The sequence below is a fragment of the Escherichia sp. WS1265 genome (assembly GCF_046487585.1).
In the GTDB taxonomy this organism is placed as follows: Bacteria; Pseudomonadota; Gammaproteobacteria; order Enterobacterales; family Enterobacteriaceae; genus Escherichia; species Escherichia coli.
In genome coordinates this window covers 15,721-41,514 of the sequence record NZ_JBJQJE010000018.1, presented here as the reverse complement: position 1 = coordinate 41,514, position 25,794 = coordinate 15,721, and the positions used below count along the sequence as shown (strand labels likewise).

At 52.8% G+C, this 25,794-nt stretch carries 15 protein-coding genes and 1 pseudogene; 3 read left to right on the top strand and 13 right to left on the bottom strand.

Annotated features, from left to right (window positions below; translation table 11 throughout):
* Positions 1 to 22: 22 nt before the first annotated feature.
* Together malQ and malP are read right to left on the bottom strand one after the other, a co-directional pair.
* Positions 23 to 2,104 (bottom strand): 4-alpha-glucanotransferase, encoded by a 2,082-nt coding sequence (gene malQ / locus ACJHX3_RS17485; RefSeq protein ID WP_094321742.1) that lies wholly within the window; start codon positions 2,102 to 2,104, stop codon positions 23 to 25.
* Between the two features lie 9 nt (positions 2,105 to 2,113).
* Positions 2,114 to 4,507 (bottom strand): maltodextrin phosphorylase, encoded by a 2,394-nt coding sequence (gene malP / locus ACJHX3_RS17480; protein ID WP_000081890.1) that lies wholly within the window; start codon positions 4,505 to 4,507, stop codon positions 2,114 to 2,116.
* A 622-nt stretch (positions 4,508 to 5,129) separates the two neighbouring features.
* On the opposite strand from malP, the gene malT reads away from it, so the two are divergent.
* Positions 5,130 to 7,835, top strand: a complete 2,706-nt coding sequence (malT, locus tag ACJHX3_RS17475) for an HTH-type transcriptional regulator MalT (protein ID WP_000906970.1) — start codon at positions 5,130 to 5,132, stop codon at positions 7,833 to 7,835.
* A 42-nt stretch (positions 7,836 to 7,877) separates the two neighbouring features.
* Here malT and rtcA read toward each other — a convergent pair whose 3' ends face one another.
* Both rtcA and rtcB read right to left on the bottom strand, forming a co-directional pair.
* Entirely contained in the window at positions 7,878 to 8,894 is a 1,017-nt protein-coding gene (rtcA, locus tag ACJHX3_RS17470; protein ID WP_001604915.1) for an RNA 3'-terminal phosphate cyclase, read from the bottom strand.
* Positions 8,895 to 8,897: 3 nt separating this feature from the next.
* Positions 8,898 to 10,124: an RNA-splicing ligase RtcB gene (gene rtcB / locus ACJHX3_RS17465; RefSeq protein WP_001105489.1), complete on the bottom strand. Its 1,227-nt coding sequence runs from the start codon at positions 10,122 to 10,124 to the stop codon at positions 8,898 to 8,900.
* 186 nt (positions 10,125 to 10,310) lie between these two features.
* Here rtcB and rtcR point away from each other — a divergent pair, with 186 nt between their 5' ends.
* Positions 10,311 to 11,909 carry a DNA-binding transcriptional regulator RtcR gene (rtcR, locus tag ACJHX3_RS17460; protein ID WP_001232927.1) on the top strand — a complete coding sequence of 533 codons (1,599 nt, stop codon included), beginning with the start codon at positions 10,311 to 10,313 and terminating at the stop codon, positions 11,907 to 11,909.
* On the opposite strand, the gene ACJHX3_RS17455 is transcribed toward rtcR, so the two are convergent.
* The 3 genes from ACJHX3_RS17455 to glpE are packed head-to-tail and all read right to left on the bottom strand — an operon-like array spanning position 11,891 to position 13,867.
* Complete coding sequence (locus ACJHX3_RS17455) at positions 11,891 to 12,649, bottom strand: DeoR/GlpR family transcriptional regulator (RefSeq protein WP_000815099.1); 759 nt, start codon at positions 12,647 to 12,649, stop codon at positions 11,891 to 11,893. The genes rtcR and ACJHX3_RS17455 overlap by 19 nt on opposite strands.
* Before the next feature lie 16 nt (positions 12,650 to 12,665).
* Complete coding sequence (glpG, locus tag ACJHX3_RS17450) at positions 12,666 to 13,496, bottom strand: rhomboid family intramembrane serine protease GlpG (protein WP_000928712.1); 831 nt, start codon at positions 13,494 to 13,496, stop codon at positions 12,666 to 12,668.
* Positions 13,497 to 13,540: 44 nt separating this feature from the next.
* Positions 13,541 to 13,867 (bottom strand): thiosulfate sulfurtransferase GlpE, encoded by a 327-nt coding sequence (gene glpE, locus ACJHX3_RS17445; protein WP_000371928.1) that lies wholly within the window; start codon positions 13,865 to 13,867, stop codon positions 13,541 to 13,543.
* A gap of 189 nt (positions 13,868 to 14,056) precedes the next feature.
* Between glpE and glpD the strand changes: the two genes are divergently transcribed.
* A complete protein-coding gene (gene glpD, locus ACJHX3_RS17440; protein ID WP_000448123.1) occupies positions 14,057 to 15,562 on the top strand; it encodes a glycerol-3-phosphate dehydrogenase in 1,506 nt (501 codons plus the stop codon).
* A 267-nt stretch (positions 15,563 to 15,829) separates the two neighbouring features.
* On the opposite strand, the pseudogene ACJHX3_RS17435 reads toward glpD, so the two are convergent.
* From ACJHX3_RS17435 to glgB, 6 genes and pseudogenes are all read right to left on the bottom strand, one after another.
* Positions 15,830 to 16,051, bottom strand: a pseudogene (locus tag ACJHX3_RS17435) (phosphate ABC transporter substrate-binding protein); the annotation flags it as partial.
* Between the two features lie 124 nt (positions 16,052 to 16,175).
* Positions 16,176 to 18,623, bottom strand: coding sequence for a glycogen phosphorylase (gene glgP, locus ACJHX3_RS17430; RefSeq protein ID WP_000993440.1), 2,448 nt, complete (start codon positions 18,621 to 18,623; stop codon positions 16,176 to 16,178).
* Positions 18,624 to 18,641: 18 nt separating this feature from the next.
* Entirely contained in the window at positions 18,642 to 20,075 is a 1,434-nt protein-coding gene (gene glgA, locus ACJHX3_RS17425; protein WP_024044604.1) for a glycogen synthase GlgA, read from the bottom strand.
* The gene (glgC, locus tag ACJHX3_RS17420; RefSeq protein ID WP_000253975.1) at positions 20,075 to 21,370 is read right to left on the bottom strand and encodes a glucose-1-phosphate adenylyltransferase; all 1,296 of its coding nucleotides are present in this window, start codon (positions 21,368 to 21,370) and stop codon (positions 20,075 to 20,077) included. Before glgC ends, glgA begins: the two co-directional genes overlap by 1 nt.
* A 17-nt stretch (positions 21,371 to 21,387) precedes the next feature.
* A complete protein-coding gene (glgX, locus tag ACJHX3_RS17415; RefSeq protein WP_000192529.1) occupies positions 21,388 to 23,361 on the bottom strand; it encodes a glycogen debranching protein GlgX in 1,974 nt (657 codons plus the stop codon).
* Positions 23,358 to 25,544, bottom strand: a complete 2,187-nt coding sequence (gene glgB, locus ACJHX3_RS17410; RefSeq protein ID WP_001283727.1) for a 1,4-alpha-glucan branching enzyme — start codon at positions 25,542 to 25,544, stop codon at positions 23,358 to 23,360. Before glgB ends, glgX begins: the two co-directional genes overlap by 4 nt.
* Positions 25,545 to 25,794 lie beyond the last annotated feature (250 nt).

The window sequence follows — 25,794 nt, the reverse complement described above, 5'->3', positions numbered from 1 at the left end:
ATCCGGCATCAACCGCACCCTACTACTTCTTCGCTGCCGCTCTGCGCCGTCTGTCCAAATCCTTCAGCAACTTGTTCACGCCATCATCGGCAAACATCGCCTCAAGCGTTGCGGAGAGCTTGCGCCGCCAGTTTTTATACTGGTAACTGGTGCCGGGAATATTCACCGGTTCAGCCATATCCAGCCAGTCTTCCGGCTGTAGTCCTAACAGAGCACTGTTACTGTCGGCAATGTAGCGCTGCAAACCACGATTAAGCGTCGGCGTCATCGACATCAACGATGCCTTATGCCCGGCACGTTTTGGCAGACAACCATATTTATGCAGTGCATCCAGCAGCCCTTGCTTCGCCAGTTCGCGATCCTGATACAGACCGCGCAGTACCACTTCATCCGGATACAGGCCCAGAGTTTTGCCCAGCGTTAGATCCCCGCTCTCCCAGTAGCCGCGTAGCGTAGGCAGGTCGTGTGTCGCCGCAACCGCCATCGACTGCTCTGGGTACGCTTTCGGTGAGCGGAATGTCTTCTCGTGGTCGTTTTCGAAATAGAGCACTTTGTAGGAGTACACACCGCAGCTGCGCAGCTTACCAACAATCTCTACCGGTACGGTACCGAGATCTTCACCAATCACCATACAGCGATGACGCTTACTTTCGAGTGCCAGAATCGAGAGCAGATCATCCACCGGATAGTGAACATATGCCCCCTGATCTGCCGTCTCGCCATACGGTATCCACCACAAACGCAGCATCGACATCACATGGTCAATTCGTAATGCGCCGCAGTTTTGCATATTGGCGCGCAACAGCTCGATAAACGGTTCATAGGCACGCGCGGTGATGATATGCGGGTCCATTGGCGGCAATCCCCAGTTCTGCCCCAACGGGCCGAGGATATCCGGCGGTGCGCCAACCGACGCTTTCAGACAATACAACTCCCGGTCGCACCAGGTTTCTGCTCCACCCTCTGCTACACCAACGGCCAGGTCACGATACAAGCCAATCGGCATTTCATAGCCCTGGCTTATCTCCCAGCAGTCGGCAAACTGGCTGTAAGCCAGCCACTGCAACCAGAGATAAAAATCGACGTCATCACGATGTTCTTCGCAGAACTGGCGCACTTCTGGTGAATCCACGTTCTGATACATCTCTGGCCATGCAGGCCAGCCCCAGCGCATTTCGTCCTCTTTCACTTGCTGGGCATGTAGTGCGTCAAACGCCGCCTGCCAGAACAGGCTGTCGCCTTGCTCTGCAACAAACTGGCGAAACGCGGCCATCTGTTCATCATCACGTTGCGCGAAACCTTTCCACGCCATTCGTAATGCTGTCATTTTTAGGGCGGTAACCGTGGAGTAATCGACCCAGTCGGCATCCCGCGCCTGTTGCAGCGTCTGTTGCGTGGTCGGCAACTTCCACCAGGCCTGAGCCTCTTCGCTAAGATGGAAATCTTCAACGGCGTTAACGTCGATATAAATCACATTCAGCCAACGGCGAGAAGACGGGCTATACGGGCTGGCACTTTCCGGATTTGCCGGATAGAGCGCATGAATCGGGTTCAGACCGATGAACGACCCGCCACGTTTTGCCACATCCACCAGCATCGCTTTGAGATCGCCAAAATCCCCAATACCCCAGTTTTTTTCCGATCGCAGCGTATAAAGCTGAACGCAGGCACCCCACAGCTTTTGTTTGTTCAGCAACGCCTGCGGTTCGTAACAGCGTTTCGGGGCGACAATCACCCGGCAATGCGCGCGCTGGTCGTCCTGGGTGAGTGTCAGCGTGTGATAACCTTCCGGCAGCTTCGTCGGTAGATTGAACGCTTTGCCCCCCGTTACATGGCCTTTGTACTGCGTTCCTTCTTCGGTGGTCAGCAGCCAGCTATATTCGCCGCTGCCCTCCACCACCATCGGCATTTTTTTGCCGCTGGTATAAACCATGACATTCGGGACTGGCGTTACCGCCACTTTCGTGGCGGTACGTTGATGCATCGCGTCAAGCAAACGCCGTTTGGTTTCGGCGCTAATCGACTGCGGTTTACCGTGGGCATTGATGTAATTGGGGCTAATCCCCGCCGCCAGCGCGGCATTATCCAGACGTTTGCTTTCCATCGAGCTTCCTTAGCGTTTTGCCTGCCAGATACGAGCCTGATAATCGCGAATAGAGCGATCCGAGCTAAACATACCGCAGCGGGCGGTATTGAGGATCGCCGCGCGAGTCCAGGCCTCCTGGTCGCGGTACAGCACATCCACCTGCTTTTGTGCCTCTACATAGGCTGCGAAATCCGCCATCACCAGATACGGATCGCCGCCCTGTTTGCCGATACTGTGCAGCATCTGGTCGAAGGCATGCTTATCGCCGTCGCTGTATTTGCCGCTTTCCAGCTCTTTCAATACTGCGTCCAGCACCTTATCTTTCTTCCGCCATTTCACCGGGTCGTAGCCTTTGGCCAGAATTGCCTTCACTTGTTCCACGGTATGACCAAAAATAAAGATATTTTCTTCACCAACTTTCTCGGCGATTTCAACGTTCGCACCATCCAGCGTACCGACAGTAAGCGCACCATTGAGCGCCAGTTTCATATTGCCGGTACCGGAAGCTTCTTTACCTGCCGTCGAAATTTGTTCGGAGATATCCGCCGCCGGGATCAGTTTTTCCGCCGCCGAAACGCAATAATCCGGCAGGAACACCACCTTCAATTTGTCGCCAACCAGCGGATCGTTGTTGATCACGTCAGCCACTTTGTTGATCGCAAAGATAATATTCTTCGCCAGGTAGTAGCCCGGTGCCGCTTTCGCGCCGAAGAGGAAGACGCGCGGTACGCGATCAGCCTGCGGGTTTTCACGAATTTCTTTGTACAACGCCAGAATATGCAGCAGATTCAGGTGCTGGCGTTTGTACTCATGCAGACGTTTGATCTGAATATCGAAAATCGCCTGTGGATTGATCTCAATACCGGTACGAACTTTCACAAACTCTGCCAGACGGACTTTATTCGCCTGCTTGATCTCGCGATATTGCTGACGGAATTTCGCATCATCAGCGAATTTTTCCAGATTGATCAGTTGATCGAGATCGTTAGCCCACTCTTTTTTCAGTGATTTATCCAACAGAGCCGCCAGTGCCGGGTTGCACTGTTTGATCCAGCGACGTGGGGTAATACCGTTGGTGACGTTATGGAATTTGTTCGGCCATAGCTGGTGATATTCCGGGAACAGATCTTTCACCACCAGATCCGAGTGCAGCGCCGCAACACCGTTCACCGCGAAACCGCCAACCACACACAGGTTCGCCATATGCACTTGTTTGTCGTGCACCACCGCCAGTTTGGCCCACACTTTTTCATCGCCCGGCCAGGTTTTCTCCACCAGCGTTTTAAAGCGAGTATTAATTTCGTTAATAATCTGCATGTGGCGCGGCAGTAAGCCTTTCACCAGTTTCACATCCCAGCGTTCCAGCGCTTCTGGCATCAGGGTATGGTTGGTGTAAGCGAAAGTTTTGCTGGTAATGGCCCAGGCGTCATCCCAGCTCATCTGGTGCTCATCGATCAGCACGCGCAGCAGTTCTGGAATCGCGATAGTTGGGTGGGTATCGTTCAGCTGAATAACTTCGTACTCCGCCAGCTCGTGCAGTTTACGCCCCGCCAGATGATGGCGACGCAAAATATCCGCTACCGAGCAGGCACACTGGAAGTATTGCTGCATCAGGCGCAGCTTTTTACCGGCAGTATGGTTGTCGTTTGGATAGAGAACTTTGGTCAGTTTTTCCGCGTTGATGCCCTGCTGTTCGGCACGCAGGAAATAACCGTCGTTAAATTTAGTCAGATCAAACGGATGCGCGTGCGTCGCCTGCCACAGACGCAGAGGCTGCGCCACGCCATTACGATAGCCGACAACGGGGAGATCCCACGCTTGACCAGTAATGGTAAATTCCGGCTCCCAGCGTCCGTCTTTCGTCACTTTACCGCCAATTCCAACCTGCACATCCAGTGCTTCATTGTGGCGGAACCACGGATAGTTACCACGATGCCAGTCATCCGGCGCTTCAACCTGTTTGCCATCGACAAATGACTGGCGGAACAAGCCATATTGATAATTAAGGCCGTAGCCAGTAGCTGACTGCCCGACAGTTGCCATTGAGTCGAGGAAGCACGCCGCCAGACGTCCCAGACCACCGTTACCCAGCGCCGGGTCGATCTCTTCTTCCAGCAAGTCAGTCAGGTTGATGTCATAAGCCTTCAACGAATCCTGTACATCCTGATACCAGCCGAGATTCAACAGGTTGTTGCCCGTCAGGCGACCAATCAAAAACTCCATTGAGATGTAGTTAACATGCCGCTGATTCGCCACCGGTTTGGCAAATGGCTGAGCACGCAGCATTTCGGCCAGTGCTTCGCTCACTGCCAGCCACCACTGACGAGGGGTCATTTCAGCCGCAGAATTTAAGCCATAACGCTGCCACTGACGTGAAAGCGCTTCCTGAAATTGCTTATCGTTAAAAATAGGTTGTGACATAGGAGTTCCACTTTTCTTAGATTTTCAACACAACGTTATCGCTAGTTTGCCAGGCTCGATGTTGACCTTCCTCATCCTGCGGGGGATTAGGCAGGGAGGAGTTGCGGGGATGAGCAAGGAAATGTGATCTCAACCACTTAAAGCTAGTGCAAACCACAGGATTAGCAGCAAATCAATGCCATACAGCGCAGAAAATCTGTATCTAAGTGCAAAAAATGGCCGTTGCGTATTTTCAAAAAGCGGAAGGTAACTCTATAAATTAAGTAAAGGAGTGAAACAGTTTCATAAGTAAAATATCCAGTGTGCTCCATCTCATTCTTAATAGATTTATTAAGATCATCTTTTTAGATAGCACTTTCATCAGGAATGAAGAAGAAACCCTTGCTTAAATGAATCTGATGAACATAAGGGAAATACCGTACAACCCAGCATTCACGCTGTATCAGCGTCGTTTTAGGTGAGTCATTAATAAAGATTTGGAATTGTGACAGAGTGCAAATTCAGACACATAAAAAAACGTCATCGCTTGCATTAGAAAGGTTTCTGGCCGACCTTATAACCATTAATTACGAAGCGCAAAAAAAATAATATTTCCTCATTTTCCACAGTGAAGTGATTAACTATGCTGATTCCGTCAAAATTAAGTCGTCCGGTTCGACTCGACCATACCGTGGTTCGTGAGCGCCTGCTGGCTAAACTTTCCGGCGCGAACAACTTCCGGCTGGCGCTGATCACAAGTCCTGCGGGCTACGGAAAGACCACGCTCATTTCCCAGTGGGCGGCAGGCAAAAACGATATCGGCTGGTACTCGCTGGACGAAGGTGATAACCAGCAAGAGCGTTTCGCCAGCTATCTCATTGCCGCCGTGCAGCAGGCAACCAACGGTCACTGTGCGATATGTGAGACGATGGCGCAAAAACGGCAATATGCCAGTCTGACGTCACTCTTCGCCCAGCTTTTCATTGAGCTGGCGGAATGGCATAGCCCACTTTATCTGGTCATCGATGACTATCATCTGATCACTAATCCAGTGATCCACGAGTCAATGCGCTTCTTTATTCGCCATCAACCAGAAAATCTCACCCTGGTGGTGTTGTCACGCAACCTTCCGCAACTGGGCATTGCCAATCTGCGTGTTCGTGACCAACTGCTGGAAATTGGCAGTCAGCAACTGGCATTTACCCATCAGGAAGCGAAGCAGTTTTTTGATTGCCGTCTGTCATCGCCGATTGAAGCCGCAGAAAGCAGTCGGATTTGCGATGACGTTTCCGGTTGGGCGACGGCACTACAGCTAATCGCCCTCTCCGCCCGGCAGAATACCCACTCAGCCCATAAGTCGGCACGCCGCCTGGCGGGAATCAATGCCAGCCATCTTTCGGATTATCTGGTCGATGAGGTTTTGGATAACGTCGATCTCGCAACGCGCCATTTTCTGTTGAAAAGCGCCATTTTGCGCTCAATGAACGATGCACTCATCACCCGTGTGACCGGCGAAGAAAACGGGCAAATGCGCCTCGAAGAGATTGAGCGCCAGGGGCTGTTTTTACAGCGGATGGATGATACCGGCGAGTGGTTCTGCTATCACCCGCTGTTTGGTAACTTCCTGCGTCAGCGCTGCCAGTGGGAACTGGCGGCGGAGCTGCCGGAAATTCACCGTGCCGCCGCAGAAAGCTGGATGGCCCAGGGATTCCCCAGCGAAGCGATTCATCATGCGCTGGCGGCAGGCGATGCGCTGATGCTGCGCGATATTCTGCTTAATCACGCCTGGAGTCTGTTCAACCATAGCGAACTGTCGCTACTGGAAGAGTCGCTTAAGGCCCTGCCGTGGGACAGTTTGCTGGAAAATCCGCAGTTGGTGTTATTGCAGGCGTGGCTGATGCAAAGCCAACATCGCTACGGCGAAGTTAACACCCTGCTGGCCCGTGCTGAACATGAAATCAAGGACATCAGAGAAGGCACCATGCACGCAGAATTTAACGCTCTGCGCGCCCAGGTAGCGATTAACGATGGTAATCCGGATGAAGCGGAACGGCTGGCGAAACTGGCACTGGAAGAACTGCCTCCGGGCTGGTTCTATAGCCGCATTGTGGCAACCTCGGTGCTGGGTGAAGTGTTGCACTGCAAAGGCGAATTGACCCGCTCACTGGCGCTAATGCAGCAAACCGAACAGATGGCGCGCCAGCACGATGTCTGGCACTACGCCTTATGGAGTTTAATCCAGCAAAGTGAAATTCTGTTTGCCCAAGGGTTCCTGCAAACCGCGTGGGAAACGCAGGAAAAAGCGTTCCAGCTGATCAACGAGCAGCATCTGGAACAGCTGCCAATGCATGAGTTTCTGGTGCGCATTCGTGCACAGCTGTTATGGGCCTGGGCACGGCTGGATGAAGCCGAAGCGTCGGCGCGCAGCGGGATTGAAGTCTTGTCGTCTTATCAGCCACAGCAACAGCTTCAGTGCCTGGCAATGTTGATTCAATGCTCGCTGGCCCGTGGTGATTTAGATAACGCCCGTAGCCAGCTGAACCGTCTGGAAAACCTGCTGGGGAATGGCAAATATCACAGCGACTGGATCTCTAACGCCAACAAAGTCCGGGTGATTTACTGGCAAATGACCGGCGATAAAGCCGCCGCTGCCAACTGGTTGCGTCATACGGCTAAACCAGAGTTTGCGAACAACCACTTCCTGCAAGGTCAATGGCGCAACATTGCCCGTGCACAAATCTTGCTGGGCGAGTTTGAACCGGCAGAAATTGTTCTCGAAGAACTCAATGAAAACGCCCGCAGTCTGCGGTTGATGAGCGATCTCAACCGTAACCTGTTGCTGCTTAATCAACTGTACTGGCAGGCCGGACGTAAAAGTGACGCCCAGCGCGTGTTGCTGGACGCATTAAAACTGGCGAATCGCACAGGATTTATCAGCCATTTTGTGATTGAAGGCGAAGCGATGGCGCAACAACTGCGCCAGCTGATTCAACTCAATACGCTGCCGGAACTGGAACAGCATCGTGCGCAGCGTATTCTGCGAGAAATCAATCAACATCATCGGCATAAATTCGCCCATTTCGATGAGAATTTCGTTGAACGTCTGCTAAATCATCCGGAAGTGCCAGAGCTGATTCGCACTAGCCCGCTCACGCAACGTGAATGGCAGGTACTGGGGCTGATTTACTCCGGTTATAGCAACGAACAAATAGCGGGTGAACTGGAAGTGGCGGCAACCACCATCAAGACGCATATCCGCAATCTGTACCAAAAACTCGGCGTCGCCCACCGTCAGGCCGCGGTACAACACGCGCAGAAACTGCTGAAGATGATGGGATATGGGGTGTGAGTTTAGCCGGATAATACGTCGGATCCGGCTTACATCTTTATATCATTCAATGCTCACCCGCGTTACGCCATCCGCCTCCACCAGACTAAACCGCACTGGCAAGAAACGCTCCACCACCGCAATATTGGTCAGCAGATGGCATGAGGGATGGGCGACCGTAAATTCTCCCGCGCCCGCCAGCGCCATCGGTAGCACCAGCTGGTCGGCGAGATATTCCCCCACCGCCGCCGGGCTTGCCAGGTAGCGTTTCACCTCTTTCACTAACTGTGCCGCGACCACCTCGGCACTGACGCGCTTTTCACCGACGACAAAAAAGCGTTCAGTGATATTTTCACTTTCGACTTCCAGCGAAACGGTATTACCCGGCCCCTGGTCGCGCGGCAGGCTATGAATATTCTGTTCATGCAGGGAAAAACTACCCGCCAGTGTAGCGATTTCACGCTCAGCAACATGGCGCGGCACGCCAGCTAATAGCACCTCTCCACGCATCTGCACAATGTTCCCGCGCTCGCCAAGTTGCAAGGTGTTAAACAATGCCACGGGCGAGACTTCCGTTGCCACCACCCCGCCTCCAGCAGGATAAAAACCGTGGCGTAATAATGTGGTTTGCTGATGAATGCCCATTTTCGCCAGCAGCGGCTCCAGCACCCGGCGGATAAAATCCGCAGGCGGTGCCGACGGGTTATCGGTGCCGCCGCTCACTTCAACACGCGAAGGTCCATCGGCAAACCACAGCGCGGGCAGCACCGTTTGCAGCACCAGCGTGCTACTTCCGGCACTACCGATAGCAAAGCGGTAATCGCCGCCGCGCACGGTGCCAGGCCGGAAGACCAGACGCTGCGACCCCAGCTCCGCGCCTTCCACCGTTGCTCGGCAAATTTCCGTCGCCGCCTTAACCGCGGTCAGATGCTGGCGCAACAGCCCCGGTTTCGCCCGCCCGGCACGAATGCCAGTGATGGTAAATGGCTGGCCGGTTATCATCGACAGGCTCAGCGCCGAGCGCAGGATCTGCCCGCCGCCTTCGCCCTGTGCGCCATCCAGCGCAATCATCCTTTTCATCATTTATCCTTTTACGCACACCACCTGACGCAGGGTATAGATAACTTCCACCAGATCGCTTTGTGCCGCCATCACCGCATCAATATCTTTATACGCCATCGGGATTTCGTCGATCACTTCGGCATCTTTACGGCATTCCACATGTGCGGTGGCACGAATTTGATCTTCCACGCTGAACAGTTTTTTCGCTTTAGTACGGCTCATTACCCGCCCGGCACCGTGGCTGCACGAACAGAACGACTCTTCATTTCCCAGCCCACGGACGATAAAGCTTTTCGCTCCCATCGACCCTGGAATAATTCCATATTGACCAGCACGCGCAGACACCGCGCCTTTACGCGTCACGTAGATCTCTTCACCAAAGTGCTGTTCTTTTTGCACATAGTTGTGGTGACAGTTGATCTCTTCCATCGCCAGCGTTTGTGGCTGTCTGACCGTTTTCTGCGTAATGCTCTGCAACGCCGTTACCACGTTTTCCATCATCGCATCGCGGTTAAGGCTGGCAAAAAGCTGCGCCCAGGCCACGGCTTTCAGGTAATCATCAAAGTATTCCGTACCTTCCATAAAGTACGCCAGATCACGCGACGGCAATGTTTCAAGCGTTTCCTGCATCTCTTTTTGCGCCAGATCGATAAAGTAAGTCCCGATGGCGTTACCAATTCCGCGTGAACCGGAGTGCAGCATAATCCACACCTGGTCCGACTCATCAAGGCAGATTTCAATAAAGTGGTTACCCGTTCCCAGCGTTCCCAGGTGTTTATAGTTGTTAGTGTTAAGGAAACGGGGATATTTTTGCGTTAACCACTGATAACCGACTTCCAGCTCAGTCCATTTCGCATCGACGTTAACAGGCGGGTTTTCCCATGCGCCTTTATCACGTTTACAACGGCCAGTGGTACGTCCGTGCGGCACGGCCGTTTCAATCGCCTGACGCAGCTCCGCCAAGTTTTCAGGCAGGTCTGCCGCCGTTAACGCGGTGCGCAGCGCGTTCATTCCACAACCGATATCCACGCCCACCGCCGCCGGAATAATCGCCCCTTTGGTCGGGATCACGCTACCTATGGTGGAACCTTTACCCAGGTGTACATCAGGCATTACCGCAATATGTTTGAAAATAAACGGCATCTTCGCCGTATTAATAAGTTGCTGACGCGCATCGGCTTCTACCGGCACGCCTTTGGTCCACATTTTTACCGGGGCATTTTCAGTGGTCAGTAATTCGTAATTCATTGTGTTTTTCTCTTTTCGTTGGTATGTCCTGATAATTGCAACCGTCGTGCCAGAAAATTAAATAAGCAGATTAATTTTTTAATTTATTGTTTCTAAAAAGATTATATCTTTACGTCCGTAAACGGAGATTTCCCGCAAAGCCGATTTACCGATAATGAAATATCGTCTTTTATAAGGATATCTAAGATGCGTAAAACAGTGGCTTTTGGCTTTGTCGGTACCGTGCTGGATTATGCCGGGCGCGGCAGTCAGCGCTGGTCAAAATGGCGTCCGACACTCTGTCTATGCCAGCAAGAATCGTTAGTTATCGATCGGCTGGAATTATTGCACGACGCCCGCTCGCGCTCGCTATTCGAAACGCTTAAACGCGATATCGCCAGCGTTTCGCCAGAAACAGAAGTGGTGGGCGTTGAGATAGAACTGCATAACCCGTGGGATTTCGAAGAGGTTTACGCCTGCCTGCATGATTTCGCCCGTGGTTACGCGTTCCAGCCAGAAAATGAAGATTATTTAATTCACATCACCACCGGCACCCACGTCGCGCAGATTTGCTGGTTTCTGCTGGCAGAAGCGCGTTACTTGCCCGCCCGGTTGATACAATCTTCACCACCGCGCAAAAAAGAACAACCGCGCGGCGCAGGTGAAGTGACGATTATCGATCTCGATTTAAGCCGTTATAACGCCATCGCCAGCCGCTTTGCCGAGGAATGCCAGCAAACCCTCGACTTCCTCAAATCCGGCATTGCCACGCGTAACCCCCACTTCAACCGCATGATTGAGCAGATCGAAAAAGTGGCGATTAAATCCCGCGCACCGATCCTGCTCAACGGCCCGACCGGGGCGGGTAAGTCATTTCTGGCGCGACGCATCTTTGAATTAAAACAGGCACGGCATCAGTTTAGCGGCGCATTTGTAGAAGTGAACTGCGCCACCCTGCGCGGCGATACCGCCATGTCGACGCTGTTTGGTCATGTGAAAGGCGCGTTCACCGGGGCGCGGGAATCTCGTGAAGGATTATTACGCAGCGCCAACGGTGGCATGTTGTTTCTTGATGAGATTGGCGAACTGGGCGCAGACGAACAGGCAATGCTGCTGAAAGCCATTGAAGAGAAAACCTTTTACCCATTTGGCAGCGATCGCCAGGTGAGCAGTGATTTTCAGCTGATCGCCGGAACGGTGCGCGATTTGCGCCAGCTGGTTGCTGAAGGCAAATTTCGCGAAGATCTGTACGCGCGGATCAATCTCTGGACCTTCACCCTGCCGGGACTGCGCCAGCGCCAGGAAGATATTGAACCTAACCTGGATTATGAAGTGGAGCGCCACGCCTCACTCACCGGCGACAGCGTGCGTTTTAACACCGAAGCACGGCGCGCCTGGCTGGCTTTTGCGACATCTCCCCAGGCAACATGGCGCGGTAACTTTCGCGAACTTTCTGCCAGCGTCACGCGGATGGCCACCTTTGCCACTAGCGGACGCATCACTCTGGACGTGGTTGAAGATGAGATAAACCGTCTGCGCTATAACTGGCAGGAGAGTCGCCCCTCCGCGATTACGCAACTGCTGGGCGCTGAGGCAGAAAACATCGACCTCTTTGATCGGCTGCAACTGGAACACGTAATAGCCATCTGCCGCCAGGCAAAATCGCTTTCTGCTGCCGGTCGCCAGCTTTTTGATGTTTCGCGCCAGGGCAAAGCCAGCGTCAACGACGCAGATCGGCTACGCAAATACCTGGCGCGTTTTGGTCTGACGTGGGAAGCCGTGCAAGATCAGCACAGCTCCAGTTGAATATGATGGTCCGTCAGCACCTGCATGACGCTTACTGGCGGCGGGGCGTCGGTGTAGACGGCATCAACCATGCTGATGCTCCCCATATTGACCATCGCATTACGGCCAAATTTCGAGTGATCGACAACCAGCATAACGTGGCGCGAGTTCTCAATAATAGCGCGTTTGGTGCGAACTTCGTGGTAATCGAATTCCAGCAACGAGCCGTCGCTATCGATGCCGCTGATCCCCAGAATGCCGAAATCAAGGCGGAACTGGGAGATAAAATCGAGTGTCGCTTCGCCAATGATCCCGCCATCGCGGCTGCGTAATTCGCCACCGGCGAGAATAATACGGAAATCCTCTTTTACCATCAGCGTGTTAGCGACGTTGAGATTGTTAGTCACAATGCGCAAATTGCTGTGATTGAGCAGCGCGTGCGCCACCGCTTCCGGCGTGGTGCCAATATCGATAAACAGCGTTGAGCCATTGGGGATTTGCTCCGCCACTTTGCGGGCAATCCGCTCTTTTTCTTCGGTCTGGGTGGCTTTACGATCGTGCCAAGGCGTGTTAACCGAACTGGAAGGCAGCGCCGCACCGCCATGATGCCGCAGGATCAGGTTTTGCTCTGCCAGCTCGTTGAGGTCGCGACGAATAGTCTGCGGGCTGACGGAGAAGTGCTCCACCAGTTCCTCGGTACTGACATAACCCTGCTGTTTAACCAGTTCGATAATACCGTTGTGACGTTGTGTTTGTTTCATTTATAAATCCCTGGAATTATTTTCGTTTTCGCGCATTGAGCGAATCAACAAAAGCCATCGCTAAACCCACGGCTAACCCGGCGATGTGTGCTCCGTTCGCCATCGACATCCCAAACAAATCAAACCATCCGGCGACAATCCAGATCAGCGCAAAGATAATTAACCCACGTTGCAGGTAAATGCCACTTTGCGGATCGCGTTCGCCACGTAGCCAGACGTAGCCCATCAGCGCATACACCACGCCAGAAAGCCCGCCAAACCACGGCCCGCTGAACTTTTGCTGCACATAGCCGCTTAACAGGGCGCTAATGAGAGTAATGACAATTAGCTTACCGCTACCGAGGCGTTTTTCCACCGCACCGCCGAGATACCACCACCAGAGCAGGTTAAAGAGGATATGCATCAGCGAGAAGTGCATTAACGCGTGGGTGAAGTAACGCCAGAACTCAAATTTCAGTGTTGGATCGAATGGCCAGGCCAGCCATAACATCACTTCCTGATCGCCGAGAATTTGCATGGCAATAAACACCACCACGCAGGCGATCATCATCACCCAGGTTACCGGGCCTGCGCGTTCACGCAAGGCAGCAAAGAAAGGATAACGGCGATAATGCAGGCCACTGCCGGTATGGCCCGCCTGCCAGCTGGCCGCCAGATAACGCGGATCTGCCGGGTTTTCGAGAAAACGCGCCAGCTCCGCCCGCACGTGCTCGGCCTGGGACTCATCCGCCAGCCAGACATCGCTTTGGTTATGTTGTTGAATCGTGAGGATAACACCCTGCGTCGCCATGTAATCAACAAACGCCTGCGCCACGCGGGGGTTAGCAAAAGAGGTAATCATCAACATCGTTGCTGTCGCTTATTCCACACAAAAGGGGACAGTATAAAGCGTTACGCGCCGTACGCCACCTCTGCAGGAAACTGACGCTGCCAGGCTTCAAAGCCGCCGTCAATGCTATAGACCACATCGTAGCCCTGTTGCAGCAGATACTGCGCCGCGCCTTTGCTGCTATTGCCGTGGTAACACATCACCATCACCGGAGTGTCAAAGTCGTTATCACGCATAAACGCGCCCAGTGTGTCGTTGGTTAAATGGAAAGCCTGCACCGCATGCCCCATTGCGAAACTCTGTGGATCGCGAATATCGACCAGCACCGCCTCTTTTTCCTGCAACTTCTGGTGCGCGTCGGCAACGTTAATACATTCGAACTGATCCATGCGTCTCTCTTTATTTACAAACAAGTGGGCAAATTTACCGCACAGTTTACGTCGAAGCGGAAGATAAACGCCATAATGTTATACATATCACTCTAAAATGTTTTTTCAATGTTACCTAAAGCGCGATCCTTTGCTAATATGTTCGATAACGAACATTTGTGAGCTTTAACGAAAGTGAATGAGGGCAGCATGGAAACCAAAGATCTGATTGTGATAGGTGGCGGCATCAATGGTGCTGGTATCGCGGCAGACGCCGCTGGACGCGGTTTATCCGTGCTGATGCTGGAGGCGCAGGATCTCGCTTGCGCGACCTCTTCCGCCAGTTCAAAACTCATTCACGGTGGCCTGCGCTACCTTGAGCACTATGAATTCCGCCTGGTCAGCGAGGCGCTGGCTGAACGTGAAGTGCTACTGAAAATGGCCCCGCATATCGCCTTCCCGATGCGTTTTCGCCTGCCGCATCGTCCGCATCTGCGCCCGGCGTGGATGATTCGGATTGGTCTGTTTATGTACGATCATCTGGGTAAACGCACCAGCCTACCGGGATCAACCGGTTTGCGTTTTGGCGCAAATTCAGTGTTAAAACCGGAAATTAAGCGCGGATTCGAATATTCCGACTGTTGGGTAGACGACGCCCGTCTGGTACTCGCCAACGCCCAGATGGTGGTGCGTAAAGGCGGTGAAGTGCTTACCCGTACTCGTGCCACTTCTGCTCGCCGCGAAAACGGCCTGTGGATTGTGGAAGCGGAAGATATCGATACCGGCAAAAAATATAGCTGGCAAGCGCGCGGCCTCGTGAACGCCACCGGCCCGTGGGTGAAGCAGTTCTTCGACGACGGGATGCATCTACCCTCACCTTATGGCATTCGCCTGATCAAAGGCAGCCATATTGTGGTGCCGCGTGTGCATACACAAAAGCAGGCCTACATTCTGCAAAACGAAGATAAACGTATTGTCTTCGTGATCCCGTGGATGGACGAGTTTTCCATCATCGGCACCACCGATGTGGAATACAAAGGTGATCCAAAAGCAGTGAAGATTGAAGAGAGTGAAATCAATTACCTGCTGAAAGTGTATAACACGCACTTTAAAAAGCAGTTAAGCCGGGACGATATCGTCTGGACATACTCCGGCGTGCGTCCGCTATGTGATGATGAGTCCGATTCGCCGCAGGCTATCACTCGTGATTACACCCTTGATATCCATGATGAAAACGGCAAAGCGCCGCTGCTGTCGGTATTCGGCGGTAAGCTGACCACCTACCGCAAACTGGCGGAGCACGCGCTGGAAAAACTGACGCCATATTATCAGGGCATTGGTCCGGCGTGGACGAAAGAGAGCGTGCTACCGGGCGGAGCCATTGAAGGCGACCGTGACGATTACGCCGCGCGTCTGCGCCGCCGTTACCCATTCCTGACCGAATCGCTGGCACGTCATTACGCACGCACTTACGGCAGCAACAGCGAACTGCTGCTCGGCAATGCGGGGGCGATAGGCGATCTCGGGGAAGATTTCGGTCATGAGTTCTACGAAGCGGAGCTGAAATATCTGGTGGATCACGAATGGGTCCGTCGCGCCGACGATGCCCTGTGGCGTCGCACAAAACAAGGCATGTGGCTGAATGCGGATCAACAATCTCGTGTGAGTCAGTGGCTGGTGGAGTATACGCAGCAGAAGTTGTCGCTGGCTTCGTGATTTAACGTAAGGTGGTCAGGTCAGATTTCGATCTGGTCTGAGACTGATGACAAATACAAAATTGCCTGATGCGCTACGCTTATCAGGCCTACGTGGCTTATGCAATGTATTGAATTTGCATGATTTTGTAGGCCAATAAGACGTTCACGTCGCATCCGGCATGAACAAAGCGCACTTTGTCAAAAATCTAACCTACTTTTTAATTCAGGGAATTACCGCAAAGCCCACGCCATTATTCCCAACGTAACAAAACTCAGACACATTACCCACTCGCCCAGAGAAAAATAGCAGTAATGCGCCCAGCGTCAGCATAAAGACGTTGAGTAGAAGATAAATTGTTGGCGTAAAGAGTAAATTGCAAAACTCAAGAATAGCGGCAAGCCCGGCCCCCAGCATGGCAATAACCGCCGCCAAAAACTGCGCCAGAATGGGGATGCCGAAAAAAGTCATTACCAGCGAGGTCAAAATCCATTTTCTGTTTTGCATTATTCTTTCCATTCTTTCTGAATGGCAAAATTATACTCCCCGAGTCCCCTTGCCCCTTCTGGACACTTTTCCGAAATGATGGCGAAAAAAACGGGACCCTTTGGCCCCGTTCTATTTATTAGTGAAATTACAATCTCACCGGATCGATATGCCAGATATGATCGGCGTACTCTTTGATAGTACGGTCAGAAGAGAAGTAGCCCATATTGGCAATGTTCAGCATCGCTTTTGCGGTCCACTCTTCCTGAAGCTCGTAGAGTTCGTCGACTTTATCCTGACAATCGACATAGCTGCGATAATCCGCCAGTACCTGGTAGTGATCGCCGAAGTTGATCAGCGAATCAACCAGATCGCGATAGCGACCCGGATCTTCCGGACTGAATACACCGCTGCCGATTTGCGTCAGCACCTGATGCAGCTCCTCATCTTTCTCATAGTATTCACGCGGTTTGTAGCCCTGACGACGCAGTTCTTCCACTTCTTCCGCTGTGTTACCAAAAATAAAGATATTGTCAGCACCGACATGATCCAGCATCTCGACATTCGCACCGTCCAGCGTACCGATGGTCAGCGCGCCGTTAAGCGCAAACTTCATGTTACTGGTGCCGGAAGCTTCCGTCCCCGCCAGCGAAATCTGTTCAGACAGATCGGCCGCCGGAATGATCAACTGCGCCAGGCTAACGCTGTAGTTCGGGATGAACACGACTTTCAGCTTGTCGCCAATCTGCGGATCGTTGTTGATCACTTTCGCTACGTCATTGATCAAATGAATAATGTGCTTCGCCATGTAATAGGCCGAAGCCGCCTTACCGCCAAAAATATTCACGCGCGGTACCCATTTCGCATCCGGGTCGGCCTTGATGCGGTTATAGCGGGTAATCACATGCAACACATTCATCAATTGACGTTTGTATTCGTGAATACGTTTAATTTGCACATCGAACAGCGCTTTCGGATTTACCACCACATTCAGCTGCTGGGCGATATACTCCGCCAGACGCTTTTTGTTCTCCAGCTTCGCCTGATGCACAGCGTGATTAACCATTGGGAAATCACAGTGTTGTTGCAGCTCATTAAGCAGGCTAAGGTCGGTGCGCCAGTTACGGCCCAGGTGTTCGTCCAGCACGGCTGAAAGCGATGGGTTCGCAACCGCCAGCCAGCGACGCGGCGTCACACCGTTGGTGACGTTGGTGAAACGACCCGGGAAGATTTTCGCAAAGTCGGCAAACAACGATTGCACCATCAGGTTAGAGTGCAGTTCCGATACACCGTTAACTTTGTGGCTCACCACAACCGCCAGCCAGGCCATACGCACACGACGACCGTTGGATTCATCAATGATCGACGCCCGTCCCAGCAGATCGGTATCGTTCGGATACTGTTCCTGCAAGGTTTTAAGGAAATAGTCGTTGATTTCAAAGATGATCTGCAAGTGACGCGGCAGAATTTTACCCAGCATATCGACCGGCCAGGTTTCCAGCGCTTCGCTCATCAGCGTGTGGTTGGTGTAAGAGAAAACCTCGCAACAGACCCCAAACGCGTCGTCCCAACTAAATTGGTGCTCATCAATCAGCAGGCGCATCAACTCAGGAATCGACAACACCGGATGGGTATCGTTGAGATGAATCGCGATTTTATCCGCCAGGTTATCGTAGGTTTTATGCAACTGATAATGGCGGCTTAAAATGTCCTGAATGGTCGAGGAAACCAGGAAGTATTCCTGACGCAGGCGCAGCTCACGCCCGGAGTAGGTGGAGTCGTCCGGATACAGTACGCGAGATACGTTCTCGGAGTGGTTTTTATCTTCCACTGCCGCGAAGTAGTCACCCTGGTTGAATTTACCGAGGTTAATTTCGCTACTGGCTTGCGCACTCCACAAACGCAGCGTGTTGGTCGCGTCAGTGTCGTAACCCGGGATAATCTGATCGTAAGCCACGCCCAGAATCTCTTCGGTTTCAATCCAGCGCGTTTTTTTACCTTCCTGCTGAATGCGACCGCCAAAACGGACTTTATAGCGCGTGTTGTGGCGTTTGAATTCCCACGGGTTACCGTATTCCAGCCAGTAGTCAGGTGACTCTTTCTGGCTACCGTTAACGATGTTCTGCTTGAACATACCGTAGTCATAGCGGATGCCGTAACCGCGCCCCGGCAACCCTAACGTCGCCAGAGAATCGAGGAAGCAAGCCGCCAGACGTCCCAGGCCACCGTTACCAAGGCCCGGGTCATTTTCTTCATCAATCAGCTCTTCGAGATTTAACCCCATCGCTTCCAGTGCGCCCTGTACATCTTCGTAAATTCCTAGCGACAACATGGCGTTGGAAAGCGTACGGCCAATCAAAAACTCCATCGACAGGTAGTAAACCTGACGAGTTTCTTGCGACAACTGGGCACGGTTTGAACGTAACCAGCGCTCCACGAGACGATCGCGCACAGCAAATAACGTTGCGTTCAGCCATTCATGTTTATTGGCGACGACCGGGTCCTTTCCAATCGTAAACATCAGCTTGTAAGCGATAGAGTGCTTAAGAGCTTCTACGCTAAGCGTGGGCGATGAATATGTAAACGGAGCATTCATATAGGCGTTTCCTGAAAACTATTTCAAGCGATAGTAAAGCTCACGGTACGACTTCGCCGCGACCTGCCAGCTAAAATCCATTGCCATAGCCTGACGTTGCACAAACCGCCACAGTGAAGGACGGGACCACAGTACAAAAGCACGTCGAATAGCCCGTAACAGCGACCAGGCATTACTATCTTCAAAGACAAACCCACTGGCGACGCCATCTGCAAGGTTCTCAAGAGAACAGTCAGAAACCGTATCAGCAAGCCCACCGGTGCGCCGCACTAACGGCAGCGTACCGTACTTCAATCCATAAAGTTGCGTTAAGCCGCACGGTTCAAAACGGCTGGGCACCAGAATGACGTCCGCGCCGCCCATAATGCGATGCGAAAATGCTTCGTGATAGCCAATCTGAACGCCCACCTGGCCGGGGTATTCCGCTGCCGCCGCAAGGAAACCTTCCTGCAGCACCGGATCGCCCGCGCCGAGTAGCGCCAGCTGCCCGCCCTGCTCCAGAAGGCCCGGTAAGGCTTCCAGCACCAGGTCGAGACCTTTCTGGCTGGTCAGACGGCTCACCACTGCAAAAAGCGGCACTTTATCGTCAACCTTAAGCCCCATTGCGATTTGTAACTGGCGCTTATTATCCGCTTTATCTTCCAACGTATCTCGGGTGTAACGCGAGGCCAACAGTAAGTCCGTCTCTGGACTCCAGATTTTCTCGTCCACGCCGTTCAGTACGCCGGAAAGACGCCCTTCACGATGACGCTGTTGCAACAGACCTTCCATACCGTAGGCAAACTGCGGTTCGGTGATCTCGCGAGCGTAGGTTGGACTGACTGCCGTAATGTGATCGGCATAGTACAGACCGGCCTTCAGAAAAGAGATTTGTCCGTTGAATTCCAGCCCATGAATATTAAAGAATGACCATGGCAATTGGATGTCATTCATGTGATGTGCATAAAACATGCCTTGATAGGCCAGGTTGTGCACAGTAAACACCGACTTCGCCGGACGCCCGCGCGCCGCCAAATACGCAGGCGCAAGACCTGCATGCCAGTCGTGCGCATGCACCACATCAGGACGCCAGAATGGGTCAAGCCCGCTGGCCATTTCTGCCCCAACCCACCCCAGCAGCGCAAAACGCAATACGTTGTCGGTATAGGCAAATAAGTTGGTATCGTGATACGGGCTTCCCGGACGATCATAGAGATGCGGCGCGTCAATCAGGTAAATGCCAACCCCGTTGTAATGACCGAACAACAGCGTGATATGTCCGGCGAAGGTATCACGACGGGATACTACCTGCGCATCGGTCACGCCACGGCGAATATCGGGAAATGCAGGCAACAGTACGCGAGCGTCAACGCCATCTGCGATTTGTGCTGCGGGTAATGCCCCAATAACATCAGCCAGACCGCCGGTTTTAAGCAGCGGGAACATCTCTGAACATACATGTAAAACCTGCATTATCGCTCCTGTTTATGCCCTAACTTCCGTAGCATTTCGCGCGTTACCAGCACGATGCCTTCTTCTGAACGATAGAAACGACGTGCATCTTCCTCTGCGTTTTCACCAATCACCATGCCTTCCGGAATAACACAAGCACGATCGATGACGCAGCGGCGCAGACGGCACGAGCGACCTACCCATACTTCCGGTAACAATACGGCGGAATCAATGTTGCAGAATGAATTCACGCGAACGCGCGAGAACAGAACGGACTGCACCACCACCGAACCGGAGATCACACAACCGCCGGATACCAGTGAGTTAAGGGTCATCCCGTGGCTACCGGAGCGATCCTGCACGAATTTCGCTGGCGGTAATGATTCATTGTAGGTGCGAATTGGCCAATTGCGATCGTACATATCCAGTTCCGGCACCACAGAGGCCAGATCGAGGTTCGCTTTCCAGTAAGCTTCCAGCGTACCCACATCGCGCCAGTACGGCTCGGCATCCGGGTCGGATTGTACGCAAGAGAGCGGGAACGGGTGCGCATAGGCCAGACCGGCTTCGGTGATCTTGGGAATCAAATCTTTGCCAAAGTCGTGGCTGGAGTTCTCATCACGATCGTCTTCTTCCAGCAGTTCATACAGATAGTCGGCGTCAAAGACGTAGATACCCATACTCGCCAGAGATTTGCTCGGATCGTTCGGCATTGACGGTGGGTTAGCAGGTTTTTCAACGAATTCGATAATTTTATCGTTCTCATCAACCGCCATAACGCCAAATGCGGAGGCTTCTTCAATCGGTACTGGCATACAAGCAACGGTGCAACGTGCGCCTTTTTCGACGTGATCGATAAGCATACGCGAGTAGTCTTGCTTGTAGATATGGTCGCCCGCCAGGATCACCACGTATTCCGCTTTATAACGGCGGATAATGTCGAGGTTTTGGGTAACTGCATCTGCGGTGCCGCGATACCAGTTTTCCCCTTTCATTCTCTGCTGTGCTGGCAGCAGATCGACAAACTCGTTCATTTCTTCATTGAAGAATGACCAGCCGCGCTGAATGTGCTGCACCAGAGTGTGGGACTGGTACTGGGTGATCACGCCCATACGACGGATCCCGGAGTTGATGCAGTTAGACAGCGCAAAGTCGATAATGCGGAACTTACCGCCGAAGTGTACGGCCGGTTTTGCTCGCTTATTGGTTAAATCCTTCAGGCGGGTACCACGTCCTCCCGCCAGTATCAGGGCAACAGATTTCAATGGCAGCTGGCGCGCCAACATTAAGTGATCGTTCTTCTCTAAACTAACCATGACTAACTCCTTTTTTATCATCTCTGGAACACACACAATCCGTGTGCAGGTCCCTGCCAGACAGCCGTAATCACTGGGTTATCCTCTCCAGCGAATGGGGGAATGGCGTGCCACTCCCCAGCAGGTAAAACAATCTCTGTTACCTCAAGCGTGGCGTTAATTGCGATCAAAAAGCGATCCGAGAGCAGAATTTGCAGCTGTTTCGGCCCGTTTTGCCACTCATCCGTGCTTAAAGGCTGAGCATATCGATTTAGCCAACGGACATTGCCGTCGCCTTCTTCCCACCAGCGATTCTCCACCAAAGCGGGAATGCGCTTGCGCAGATGGATTAACGCGGCGGTAAATGCGGTTAAACCACTGCTTGCCTGCGACCAGTCCAACCAGGTTAATTGGTTATCCTGACAGTAGGCATTGTTATTGCCATGCTGGCTGTGACCATGTTCGTCACCGGCCAGTAACATCGGCGTACCCTGGGAGAGCAACAACGTTGTTAACAGGGCGTGAATGCTGTCGCGACGCCGTTCAACCAGGTCAAGAGTACCGCCTAACCCTTCTTTACCATGATTGTTACTGTAATTGTTGTTGGTCCCGTCGCGATTTTCTTCTCCGTTTGCTTCATTATGTTTATGGTTGAAGCAAACGCAGTCGCGAAGCGTAAAACCGTCATGCGCGGTGACGAGATTAATCGCGGCACTCGGCAGACGACCATTACGTTTAAAAACATCGCTGGAGGCAGCAAAACGCCCGGCAAACGCCCCCAGAGGCAAATCATAATGAAGCCAGAAACGACGGGCAGCATCGCGGAAATGATCGTTCCACTCGGCAAACAGCGGCGGGAAATTTCCCACCTGATAACCACCAGGAGCAATATCCCACGGTTCAGCAATTAACTTCACCTGCGAGAGCACCGGGCAGTTCTGGATAGCTGTAAACAACGGCGCATCCTGACGAAACTCTGGCGTACGGCCCATGACTGCCGCCAGATCAAAGCGGAAACCATCGACGTGGCAGGTTTCTACCCAATAACGCAGGCAGGCGCTGGCATAATCCACCACCGCCGGATGACTCAAATTGAGCGTGTTGCCACAACCGGTCCAGTTGTGATAATCGCCGTCTTCTCTTATCCAATAATAGCTACGGTTGTCGATCCCACGCAGAGAGAATAACGGGCCGTCGAGGTCCAGTTCCGCACTATGGTTGAGCACGATATCAAGAATGACTTCGATACCCGCTTTATGCAGTGCTTTGATTGCATCGCGAAACTCATCCAGCGCCGTTTCTGGGGAGCAGGCATACGCCGGATGCAGCGCAAACATCGCCACCGGGTTATAACCCCAGTAGTTACTTAGACCCATACGTTGCAGGCGTGGTTCGCTGGCAAACTGCGCCACCGGCAGCAGTTCCAGCGCGGTAATGCCCAACTGTTTCAAATAGTTGATCATCACCGGATGCCCCAGGGCTTTATAAGTGCCACGGATCTCGACCGGGATCTCCGGGTGCAGGTACGTTAATCCTTTGACATGGGCTTCATAAATGATGGTACTGCCCCACGGCGTGCGCGGCGGAGCATCATCCTCCCAGTCATAGTGATCAACCACCACTACGCATTTCGGCGCAATGGCGGCGTTGTCGCGATAGTCAGGTTCATTATGACCGGCGTGCAGCAGCGGGTTATCTTTAAATTCCCCGTCAATTTGCCGCGCGCAAGGATCAATCAACAACTTCGCCGGGTTAAAGCGATGCCCCTCGGCGGGTTGCCAGGGGCCATGAACGCGATAACCATAACGCAAACCCGGGCGCGCATCCGGCAGATAACCGTGCCAAATGTCGCCACTGTGCCCTGGCAAGTCATAGCGATGTTCCTGGCCATTGGCGTCAAAGACACACAGTTCTACCCGCTCGGCATGAGCGGAGAAAAGTGTGAAGTTGACGCCCTGACCGTCGTAATGCGCGCCGAGGGGTGCGGGTTTGCCAATGGCGAGTTGTGTCATTCTGCCTCCCGAACCAGCCAGATAGTGGCCAGCGGTGGTAGTGTCAGGCTTAATGAATGCTGACGACCGTGGCTGGCAATCTCATCGCTGTGTACCGTGCCGCCATTGCCGACATTACTGCCGTGATAGTGCATGGAATCGGTATTGAGGATTTCACGCCATTTGCCCGGCTGGTTAATGCCGAAGCGATAATCATGACGCGGCACCGGAGTAAAGTTACTGGCAACGATGATTTCGTTACCCTCTTTATCGCGACGCACAAAGATCAGCACCGAGCGTTCTTTGTCATCCACCACCAGCCATTCAAAACCGTACGGGTCAAAATCCAGTTCATGCATCGCTTTATGGTGGCGGTAGGTGAGGTTCAGATCGCGCACCAGACGCTGGACACCGTGGTGCCAGTTATCGCCGCCTTCCAACAGATGCCAGTCGAGGCTGGCGTCATGGTTCCACTCGCGGCCCTGGGCAAATTCGTTCCCCATGAACAGCAGTTTCTTGCCCGGGAATGCCCACATCCAGCCATAGTAGGCGCGCAAGTTAGCGAATTTCTGCCATGCGTCGCCCGGCATCCGGTCGAGAATCGATTTTTTACCGTGGACCACTTCATCATGCGACAACGGCAGGACGAAGTTTTCAGTGTAGTTGTAGAGCATCCCGAAGGTCAGTTTATCGTGATGATACTGACGATAAACCGGGTCGAGCTTCATGTAGTCCAGGGTGTCATGCATCCAGCCTAGGTTCCACTTGTACCAGAAGCCCAGACCGCCCATGTCCTGCGGACGAGAAACGCCAGGGAAATCGGTAGACTCCTCCGCCATTGTCACCGCACCGGAAACCTGCTCACCAAGAATACGGTTGGTATTACGCAAGAATTCAATCGCTTCAAGATTCTCGCGCCCGCCAAATTCGTTCGGGATCCACTCCCCCTCTTTACGGCTGTAGTCGCGATAAATCATTGACGCCACCGCATCGACGCGCAGCGCATCAATACCAAAACGTTCGATCCAGTAAAGCGCGTTACCGACAAGGAAGTTACTGACTTCACGGCGACCATAGTTGTAGATCAGCGTATTCCAGTCCTGATGATAGCCTTCGCGCGGATCGCTGTGTTCATACAAGTTCGTGCCATCAAATTCGGCAAGCGCAAAGTCATCGGTCGGGAAGTGGCCTGGCACCCAGTCGAGAATCACGTTCAGACCAGCTGCGTGTGCGGCATCAATGAAATAACGGAAGTCGTCGCGGGTACCAAAACGGCGGGTCGGTGCATACAGGCCGGTTGGCTGATAACCCCAACTGCCATCGAACGGATGCTCGTTAATGGGCAGCAGTTCGAGGTGGGTAAAGCCCATCCATTTAGCATAAGGCACCAGTTGATCGGCCAGCTCGCGGTAGCTTAACCAGAAATTGTTGTCGGTGTGGCGACGCCAGGAGCCCAGGTGAACTTCATAAATAGAGATTGGCGCATCAAACTGATTCGCTTTTTTGCGCTCTTCAGTCTGCACAACCTTTTCCGGCAGCCCGCAAATAAGAGACGCGGTTTCCGGGCGCATTTGCGCTTCGAAGGCATAAGGGTCGGACTTCAGACGCAAGTTGCCATTAGCATCAATCATCTCATATTTATAGAGCTGACCGTTATGCGCCCCAGGGATAAACAGTTCCCAGATGCCGCTCTCTTTACGCAGGCGCATCGGATGACGGCGACCGTCCCAGTAGTTGAATTGCCCAACCACCGAGACCCGACGGGCGTTTGGAGCCCAGACAGAAAAACGCGTACCTGTGACGCCATCCATAGTATCTGCATGCGCGCCTAAGGTTTCATACGGGCGCAGGTGAGTACCTTCAGATAATAGCCAGGCATCCATTTCCTGGATTAGCGGACCAAAACGGTAAGGATCATCTATCAGGTTTTGCTGACCATGCCAGACAACAGCCAACTGATAGCGGAAAAAATTCTTACGTCGCGGAATGACACCGCTAAAGAATCCACGGGAGTCGAGACACTCCAGTTTTGCGAGTTTGCGCCCGGTTTTCGGTTCAATCACCCACACATCGGTAGCGTCGGGTAAAAGGGCACGGACTTCCAGTCCCGCGGTGGTTTTATGCATCCCCAGTACGGAAAAAGGATCCGCAAAATGGCCTGCAATTAGCGCGTTAATCACGTCTCTATCGATACGATCGGACATGCTTGTCTTCCTGTTTTATTGTGTCACCCCATCCAACTGGATTTTTGACTTCTGGTTGTGACATTTTTTTGACCTGAACGGCGCAGCACTCTGTGCATCCTCTCTGCGTCGTCCTCACTTCAGGTAAGGCTGTGAATACTCATGTATTCAGCCACCCTTAAAGAATAGCCAATGCTCTATTTAACTCCCGGTAAATCATGAAACATCTGCGCTTACTCCTGTATTACGCACTAGCAGGGGCGGCATCGCG

What these genes read in the sequence shown, in the direction of transcription:
- malQ (WP_094321742.1), bottom strand. Translation starts at nt 2,104, where the DNA reads ATGGAAAGCAAACGTCTGGATAATGCCGCGCTGGCGGCGGGGATTAGC.
- malP (WP_000081890.1), bottom strand. Translation starts at nt 4,507, where the DNA reads ATGTCACAACCTATTTTTAACGATAAGCAATTTCAGGAAGCGCTTTCA.
- malT (WP_000906970.1), top strand. Translation starts at nt 5,130, where the DNA reads ATGCTGATTCCGTCAAAATTAAGTCGTCCGGTTCGACTCGACCATACC.
- rtcA (WP_001604915.1), bottom strand. Translation starts at nt 8,894, where the DNA reads ATGAAAAGGATGATTGCGCTGGATGGCGCACAGGGCGAAGGCGGCGGG.
- rtcB (WP_001105489.1), bottom strand. Translation starts at nt 10,124, where the DNA reads ATGAATTACGAATTACTGACCACTGAAAATGCCCCGGTAAAAATGTGG.
- rtcR (WP_001232927.1), top strand. Translation starts at nt 10,311, where the DNA reads ATGCGTAAAACAGTGGCTTTTGGCTTTGTCGGTACCGTGCTGGATTAT.
- ACJHX3_RS17455 (WP_000815099.1), bottom strand. Translation starts at nt 12,649, where the DNA reads ATGAAACAAACACAACGTCACAACGGTATTATCGAACTGGTTAAACAG.
- glpG (WP_000928712.1), bottom strand. Translation starts at nt 13,496, where the DNA reads ATGTTGATGATTACCTCTTTTGCTAACCCCCGCGTGGCGCAGGCGTTT.
- glpE (WP_000371928.1), bottom strand. Translation starts at nt 13,867, where the DNA reads ATGGATCAGTTCGAATGTATTAACGTTGCCGACGCGCACCAGAAGTTG.
- glpD (WP_000448123.1), top strand. Translation starts at nt 14,057, where the DNA reads ATGGAAACCAAAGATCTGATTGTGATAGGTGGCGGCATCAATGGTGCT.
- glgP (WP_000993440.1), bottom strand. Translation starts at nt 18,623, where the DNA reads ATGAATGCTCCGTTTACATATTCATCGCCCACGCTTAGCGTAGAAGCT.
- glgA (WP_024044604.1), bottom strand. Translation starts at nt 20,075, where the DNA reads ATGCAGGTTTTACATGTATGTTCAGAGATGTTCCCGCTGCTTAAAACC.
- glgC (WP_000253975.1), bottom strand. Translation starts at nt 21,370, where the DNA reads ATGGTTAGTTTAGAGAAGAACGATCACTTAATGTTGGCGCGCCAGCTG.
- glgX (WP_000192529.1), bottom strand. Translation starts at nt 23,361, where the DNA reads ATGACACAACTCGCCATTGGCAAACCCGCACCCCTCGGCGCGCATTAC.
- glgB (WP_001283727.1), bottom strand. Translation starts at nt 25,544, where the DNA reads ATGTCCGATCGTATCGATAGAGACGTGATTAACGCGCTAATTGCAGGC.